This window comes from Burkholderia sp. IMCC1007 (assembly GCF_027257875.1).
GTDB lineage: Bacteria > Pseudomonadota > Gammaproteobacteria > Burkholderiales > Burkholderiaceae > Burkholderia.
In genome coordinates this window covers 22640-29562 of record NZ_JAPVQY010000078.1, presented here as the reverse complement: position 1 = coordinate 29562, position 6923 = coordinate 22640, and the positions used below count along the sequence as shown (strand labels likewise).

Annotated in this window: 5 protein-coding genes and 1 pseudogene; 3 read left to right on the top strand and 3 right to left on the bottom strand. The window is 64.0% G+C overall.

The window, feature by feature from the left end; translation table 11 throughout:
• Window positions 1–541, bottom strand: a pseudogene (locus O1Q03_RS36565) (IS30 family transposase); the annotation flags it as partial.
• A gap of 418 nt (window positions 542–959) precedes the next feature.
• A complete protein-coding gene (locus tag O1Q03_RS36560; RefSeq protein ID WP_269510342.1) occupies window positions 960–1220 on the bottom strand; it encodes a hypothetical protein in 261 nt (86 codons plus the stop codon).
• A 369-nt stretch (window positions 1221–1589) separates the two neighbouring features.
• On the opposite strand from O1Q03_RS36560, the gene O1Q03_RS36555 reads away from it, so the two are divergent.
• Window positions 1590–3191 (top strand): GMC oxidoreductase, encoded by a 1602-nt coding sequence (locus O1Q03_RS36555; protein WP_269510338.1) that lies wholly within the window; start codon window positions 1590–1592, stop codon window positions 3189–3191.
• Between the two features lie 160 nt (window positions 3192–3351).
• Here the strand turns inward: O1Q03_RS36555 and O1Q03_RS36550 are convergent, their stop codons facing one another.
• On the bottom strand, window positions 3352–4170 hold the full coding sequence (locus O1Q03_RS36550; RefSeq protein WP_269510335.1) for a response regulator transcription factor: 819 nt from the start codon (window positions 4168–4170) through the stop codon (window positions 3352–3354).
• Between the two features lie 176 nt (window positions 4171–4346).
• Here O1Q03_RS36550 and O1Q03_RS36545 point away from each other — a divergent pair, with 176 nt between their 5' ends.
• Both O1Q03_RS36545 and O1Q03_RS36540 read left to right on the top strand, forming a co-directional pair.
• Window positions 4347–5192 (top strand): carbon-nitrogen hydrolase family protein, encoded by an 846-nt coding sequence (locus O1Q03_RS36545; protein WP_269510332.1) that lies wholly within the window; start codon window positions 4347–4349, stop codon window positions 5190–5192.
• Window positions 5193–5319: 127 nt separating this feature from the next.
• On the top strand, window positions 5320–6660 hold the full coding sequence (locus O1Q03_RS36540) for an APC family permease (protein WP_269510329.1): 1341 nt from the start codon (window positions 5320–5322) through the stop codon (window positions 6658–6660).
• Window positions 6661–6923 lie beyond the last annotated feature (263 nt).

The following is a 6923-nucleotide window of genomic DNA, read 5'->3' as shown; positions in this document are numbered from 1 at the left end:
CATGAGGCGGTCGTTGATCTCGGGCGGTCGCACGTGAATGCTGACCATGTCGGGAATCGCCCCTCGCCGATCGGTGCCGCGCGATCGCGGCAGGCGTTTGTTGCGGTGCTGGCGCAGGCAGGCAATCAGTTCGCGGCGCAACTCACCGCGAGGCTGGGCGTAGATGGCGTTGTAAATCGTTTCGTGGGACACGTGCAGACTCGGATCGTCGGGGAAGGTGCGCTTCAGGGTAGCGGCAATCTCCTGAGGCGACCACTGGCATTCGCGCAAGCGCTGGCAAACGACACCCCCAAAGAACCGAATCGCGTGCGAGCTTCAACGGCGGTCGGGCGGCTTGCCGTCGGGCGTTGCGAGACGCTTGGGCTACACGTGGGCAGTACAGACCGTTGGTCTGCGCGTTGCGGGCCAACTCGCGACTCAACGTCGAGGGTGCACGATTGAGCTTGCGGGCGATCGCCCGCAAGCTCAATCCCTCGTCCCGCCAGAAATCGATTCGCATACGTTCTTCAGGTTGCAGTTGTTGGTACGTGCTCTTTGCCATTCGCGGACTTTACCGGCTGGCGAGAGTGTTGCAGTTCAGATTTGAGGCCGCCGAATGACGCAATGCATGGGCATACCGAACCGATGGCCAACGACGTCTCAATGCGATGACGCTGCGCCGTGACTGGCGTCGCAGCGTCATCGAGGTCGACGGCGGGGAGTGGATCGGCGTGCAGGGAACGGAGGTTGAACGCGCGCCGGGATCAGCCGGGCTGCTGATGGAGGCATTCGGTGCTGCCGACGAGCCGTCGGCAAATCCGCATGCTCGTGCCCGGTTCGTTTTCATCAAGCAAGGAAGCCCGCCAGGCAACACGGCCTGGCGGGCTTTGAACGCCGCGAGCACAACCCCGCGGCGGGCTCGAGCGCGTCGGTACGACGCTATCGAAGGCGGTTGCCGCTGCGAGGGCGCATGGCGAAACTTACAGCCCCATCTTCGCGACCACCAGGCCGCCAAGGTTGTTGAGCGAATTGGTCACGCTGGTGAGATCGAGGTGGGTCGATGCATCGACCTGGGTAACCGGGGCCGTGATGGTATTCGGGCTGGCGAACGAGAATCCGCTGCCACCCGCGATGTTGTTGACGCCGAAGTTCTGGAACACGCTACCCCCGCTGACGGAAGCCATTTCCTTGCGGCTGAGTTCGTGGGCGCGGGACAGGTCGTTGATCATCAGTGCGGACATGATAAATCTCCTAAGTTTGCTGCGGTTTGGAAGAGAGCACTTTTCGTTGCGCTCGCAGCTACTAACGCACAGGGCGTGCCAACCGCGCATCAGGCATGCGCCGGCGGTGCGCAAGTACATGAAAACAAAGGTACTTTCATCAGAATGTCGACGCTGGGCCGCGCTCGCCGTGCAAGTTCGAGGAACCACGATGTCTGGTTTTTCCAAACCATTTTTCCGGCAGTTGTTTGAGCTGATCCAACACGAAAGCGGCGAGACGGGCCACAGCGTCTTCGTGCCGCTTGGCATCGCGATGCGTTCGGGGATCGGGGGATTCTTCAGGTGGTTCGCATCGGGACCGTGGCGCAGTCACATCAGGAGATCGTCGTCATGAGCGCGCTTGAATACGACGTCATCGTTGTGGGGAGTGGCTTCGGCGGAGCGGTGGCGGCCTGTCGCCTCGCGGAGGCGGGATGGCGCGTACTGGTGCTCGAGCGCGGTCGCCGCTGGACGCCGCACACGTATCCGCGCGACGAGGCTGATCCGTGGCTTTGGAACCAGCGGAACCCGCAACGATTCCATGGCTGGGCCGACTTGCGCGTTTTTTCCAACATGTCGGTGGTGGCCGCCGCGGGCGTGGGCGGCGGGTCGCTGATTTATGCCAACGTCTCGGTCGAGGCCAAACCCGACGCGTTCGAACATGGCTGGCCGCCGCAGATCACGTACGAGGCGCTGCAGCCTCACTATCAGCGCGTCGGTTGGATGCTGTCGGTCCAGGAGGTGCCCGACAATCAGATCAGCGAACGCACCCGCTTGCTGCGCGACGCGGCCGACGCCTGCGGTTGGGGCGATCGGTATCGCAAGTTGCCGCTCGCCGTGTCGTTCTCGCCGACCTACGATCCATCCTTGCCCGGCGCGCGCGACGACCGTCATTCCGTCACGCACATCAATGTGCACGGGGTCGCGCAAGGCACGTGCGTGCACTGCGGCAATTGCGACATCGGATGCCAGGTGTCGGCGAAGAATACGCTCGACCTGAACTATCTGGCCGTGGCCGAGCGCCATGGCGCAAAAATCTTTCCGCTGCACGTCGTGCAAAAGCTCGAGCCGCTCGCCCACGGATGGCGTGTGCATTTCAACGTCATCGACCCCGTCGCCGGCAGTTTCCTGCCCGGCACCGCCACGGCGGCCAGGGTAATCATCAGCGCCGGATCGATCGGCAGTACGGAATTGCTGCTCCGCTGTCGCGACGAGCATCGCACGCTGCCGGATCTATCGCCGAGACTCGGCTGGGGCTGGGCGTTCAACGGCGACTTCGTCACACCGAGCTTCTACAGGCATCGGAAGGTCTCGCCGTCGCACGGCGTCACCATTTCCGCTGCGATCGACCTGCTCGACGGGAGTGCCGACAATGGTCAGGCTCTGTTCGTGGAAGACGGCGGTGTGCCCAACCTTGCCCATGATTTTGTGCGCCGGCACCTGCAGCGCTCGCACGGCGGGGCGATGTACACGTTCTGGCGAGCTTTCGCGCGCCATTTCGATTGCGACGACCCGATCGAGAACATGATGCCCTGGTTCGGCCAGGCGATCGATCCCGGGGACGGGCGCATGCGTCTCGGCCGCTGCTGGTTTGCGCCTTGGCGTCGCGCGTTGCGGCTCGACTGGTCGTACACGCGATCCCAGGCTGTCGTTGCTGCGATGGTCGATACGCACCGGCGCCTGTCGGTTGCCACCGGCGGCGTTCCCTTCGTCCCGCCGACGTGGAGCGACCTCCACAAGCTGATCACCCCGCATCCGCTCGGCGGCTGCAACATGGGGCTCACGCGCGCGGATGGCGTGGTGGACGCGGACGGAAAGGTATTCGGTTACGAAGGGCTCTACGTGATGGACGGTGCGACGATCCCGCGTGCGCTCGGGCTGAATCCGTCGCGCACGATCGCCGCGCTGAGCGAGCGCAATGTCGCGGTGATGCTTGGGCAGCGATCGGCGTAGGTGGTCTGGAAAGTTGACGGTTGTTCGGGACTGAAGCCGGGTGCGGCGGTTGCGATTCGTGGGTTCCGCGTCGAACAAGCGTGGTCGAACCGCTCATCGCATTGGCCGAGGAGGGGCTCGGCCTTGCCTGCCGGACTTCTCGGTGCGCGCGCGACCTTCGTCACGAGGGTTCTTGCGTCCTCGCCGGATCGTAGAACAACGCAAAGAGTTCCGACTGCGACCCGACCCCGAGCTTTGCGTAGATGTGCTTCTTGTGCGCGCGCACGGTCTCGAACGAGATCGACAGTTTCTCCCCGATCGCCCGCGTGGAGAAGCCGCTCAACGACAGCATCGCCACTTCGATTTCGCGCGTCGTCAACGCGCCGCGTCCGCTCTTTCCGGTCAGCATCCCGAAGCGCGCATGCGGGTCAGGCGCTTCGTGTCCCTTTGCGCGCGGCGTGTCCTTCACGACGAACGTTTCGAAGCGCAGGCGCTGCTGCATCAACGACAGCACCCAGGGTGTGTAAAGCGTGAGCAATGCCATCTCGCGCTCGTCGTACTTGCTCGTCTTGCCGAGCGAGAAGCCCAGCGTGTGATCGCGATCGATCACGACGTTGAAATGCACTTCGTCGCCGACGATGTTCTTCTTGAAGTACCGCTGGTAGTACTCGGTCATCCGGAAGTTGTCCGGTGCGACGTCGGCGAGTGTGTAGAAGCCCGACGCCTGCGTTTCGAACGCGGCGAGATAGAACGGATCGAGCTGGTAGAGGGCGGCCAGATAGTCCTGGAACATCAGGTCGATCTTGCCGTCCGGCATCGCCTGTTCGGCGAGCACGAGCGGCGCCGCATCGCGCGCGAAGCGCAGCGCGACCCAGTTGTCGAAACCGAGATGCCGCTCGAGTACGCGCGTGAGACGCGCCCAGAAATGCGGGCCGTCGAGTGCATCGATGGCCGAGCCAATCTCCCGATGAAAAGCGAGATCTCGCCATTCGAGGTCCATCGTGTGCTCCGGTGAGGGTAACCCTGGCGGGGAATTTCAGGTCAAAAATAATAACCCGATAATCGGCCTCACTTCGACAAGCAGCGGGCCATGCACTGCTGCGCTCGACGCGCGTCGCACGACACGTGCAACGCATACGACATGCAAATGAAAGGCGATTGGAAGGAGATGGCTTCATGCAGGTAGAACTCGCACAACTGTCGCTGGTTGACGGCGACGTCGCGCACAACACCCGCAAGGTGCTCGACACGATCGAACGCGTCGACGTGGCCGGCGGCACGAAACTGGTCGTGTTCCCCGAAACGACGCTGTCGGGCTTCCCGACACGGGACAACGTCCGGGATGTCGCCGAGACGCTCGACGGCCCCCGGCTGCAGGCGGTACGCGATGCGGCACGTCGAAAGGGCGTCGCCGTCGCGGTGGGCCTCGCGGAGCGCGACGACGGCCGGTTCTACAACACCACGGTGCTCGTCGACGAGCAGGGCGACATCGTCCTGCGCTATCGCAAGACCCATCTGTGGGCATCGGATGTCGGCGTATTCACGCCAGGCGACCGCTTCGCGACCTGCGTGTGGAACGGCCTGACGGTAGGCCTGCTGATCTGCTACGACATCGAATTCCCCGAGACGGCGCGCGCGGTCGCTGCGCTCGACGCCGATCTGCTGATCGTCACCAACGGCAACATGGATCCGTTCGGGCCCGTGCATCGCCGCGCGATCGCGGCACGCGCGATGGAGAATCAGATGTTCGCGGTGATGGTGAACCGCTGCGGGTCCGGTGACGACGACCTGACGTTCGCGGGCCTGTCCACGCTGATCGATCCGTTTGGCGACAGCACGATCGAACTCGGCCGGGACGAAGCCGTCGCGCAGGCGCGCCTCGATCTGACGCGCGTCGAAGCGAGTCGCGAGCATTACAGCTATCTGCACGACGCACGCGTGGCGCTCGGTCTCTCGCCTGTCGGACAGGCGGGCGGGAGTCGCGTGCTCACGATCGACGCGTGCCGTCCCCGCGCCGAGTAGCCGAAGCCACGGTCCATCCAATGCATGGAGCAGCGCGCGATGCGCTGCACATGCTTGCCGTCCCATTGAAATGCCGGCCATACGGCGCAGGCATTCGCATCGGCCCCAGAGGGGCCCAGGAGATAACATGCAAGCGTCGTCATCCAGTGAACCCGTACGCCTGAAGCGCACGCTCGGCCTGCCGTCCGTGCTGCTGTTCGGCCTCGCCTATATGGCACCGCTGATCGTCTACGGTACCTACGGCGTGCTCGCCAAGGCCAGCGACGATACGGCCGCGCTCGCCTATCTGCTCGCGCTGATCGCCATCGCATTCACCGCGCTCAGCTACGGCAAGCTCGCGCGGCTCTATCCGGCCGCCGGTTCGGCCTATACGTACACGCGCAGGACGTTCAACCCGCACCTGGGCTTCATGATCGGCTGGGCGACGCTGCTCGATTATTTCTTCCTGCCGATGGTGATCTGGCTGATCGGTGCCGCCTATCTGAACGCGGCATTTCCGCACGTGCCGACCTGGATCTGGATCGTGGCGTTCATCGTGCTGACGAGCGGGTTGAACATCGTCGGCATCGAACTGGCCGCGCGCTTCAACATCGTGCTGATGGTCGTGCAGCTGGCGATCGTCGCGATGTTCGTCGTGCTGTGCTGGCACTATGCGTCGGCTGCGGCGGGCCCGGGCGGCATCGCGATGGCGGAGCCGTTCTTCAAGCCGCACGTGCCGTTCGGCGCGACGATGGCGGGTGCCGCGATCGCCGCGTATTCCTACCTCGGCTTCGACGCCGTCTCGACGCTGACCGAGGAGACGATCGATCCGAAGAAGAACATGCCGCGCGCGATCCTGCTGATTGCGCTGATCGGCGGCGCGATCTTCGTGATCGCGGCGTATACGATGCAGCTCGCGCACCCCGGCGTCGAGTTCAAGGATACGGATTCGGCCGCGTTCGAAGTCGCGAAGATGATCGGCGGCGACCTGTTCGTCACCGTGTTCCTCGCCGGCCTGATCCTCGCGCAGTTCGCATCGGGCATCTCCGCGCAGGCAAGCGTCGGGCGGCTGCTGTATGCGATGGGTCGCGACGAAATCCTGCCGAAGCGCATCTTCGGGTTCATTCATCCGCGCTTCAAGACGCCCGCGATCAACATCGCACTCGCCGGCGTCGTCGGATTGATCGCGCTGAAGCTGGATGTCGCCACGTCGACGTCGTTCATCAACTTCGGCGCGTTCCTCGCTTTTACGGCCGTCAATCTGTGCGTGATTCGGCTGTATCTGTCGGGCAATCACGGTGAGCGCAGGATCGGCGTATTTGGCGGGCTCGTGTTTCCCGCGATCGGCGCGGTGTCCGATATCTGGCTGCTCGTGAGCCTCGAGAAGGCGGCACTCGTGCTCGGCGTCGCATGGTTCGTGCTCGGGCTCGTGTATCTGTGCTGGATTACGCGGCTGTTTCGCCAGGCACCGCCGGAAGTGGCGATCTGAATTGGGGCGGGGATCTGGTCTCGGTCCGGTCCAGCCTGAACGCGCCATGTGGGTGTGAGCGCGTTCGGTGCGAGATGGCGGACGGCGGCGAACAGATTGGGGACGGCTTCTCCGGCGATCTTGCGGGCCTGTGCGGATACGTCGGCGGTGGCGCCGCTAGCGGGCTCGACGGCGGGGATGGCGATGCGGCTCATGACTGGCTCCTTGATCGGAAAGAACCCGGCAACCGCCCCGGCTACTGCTTGCGCGCTAAAGCGCGATCG

What these genes read in the sequence shown, in the direction of transcription:
- O1Q03_RS36560 (WP_269510342.1), bottom strand. Translation starts at nt 1,220, where the DNA reads ATGTCCGCACTGATGATCAACGACCTGTCCCGCGCCCACGAACTCAGC.
- O1Q03_RS36555 (WP_269510338.1), top strand. Translation starts at nt 1,590, where the DNA reads ATGAGCGCGCTTGAATACGACGTCATCGTTGTGGGGAGTGGCTTCGGC.
- O1Q03_RS36550 (WP_269510335.1), bottom strand. Translation starts at nt 4,170, where the DNA reads ATGGACCTCGAATGGCGAGATCTCGCTTTTCATCGGGAGATTGGCTCG.
- O1Q03_RS36545 (WP_269510332.1), top strand. Translation starts at nt 4,347, where the DNA reads ATGCAGGTAGAACTCGCACAACTGTCGCTGGTTGACGGCGACGTCGCG.
- O1Q03_RS36540 (WP_269510329.1), top strand. Translation starts at nt 5,320, where the DNA reads ATGCAAGCGTCGTCATCCAGTGAACCCGTACGCCTGAAGCGCACGCTC.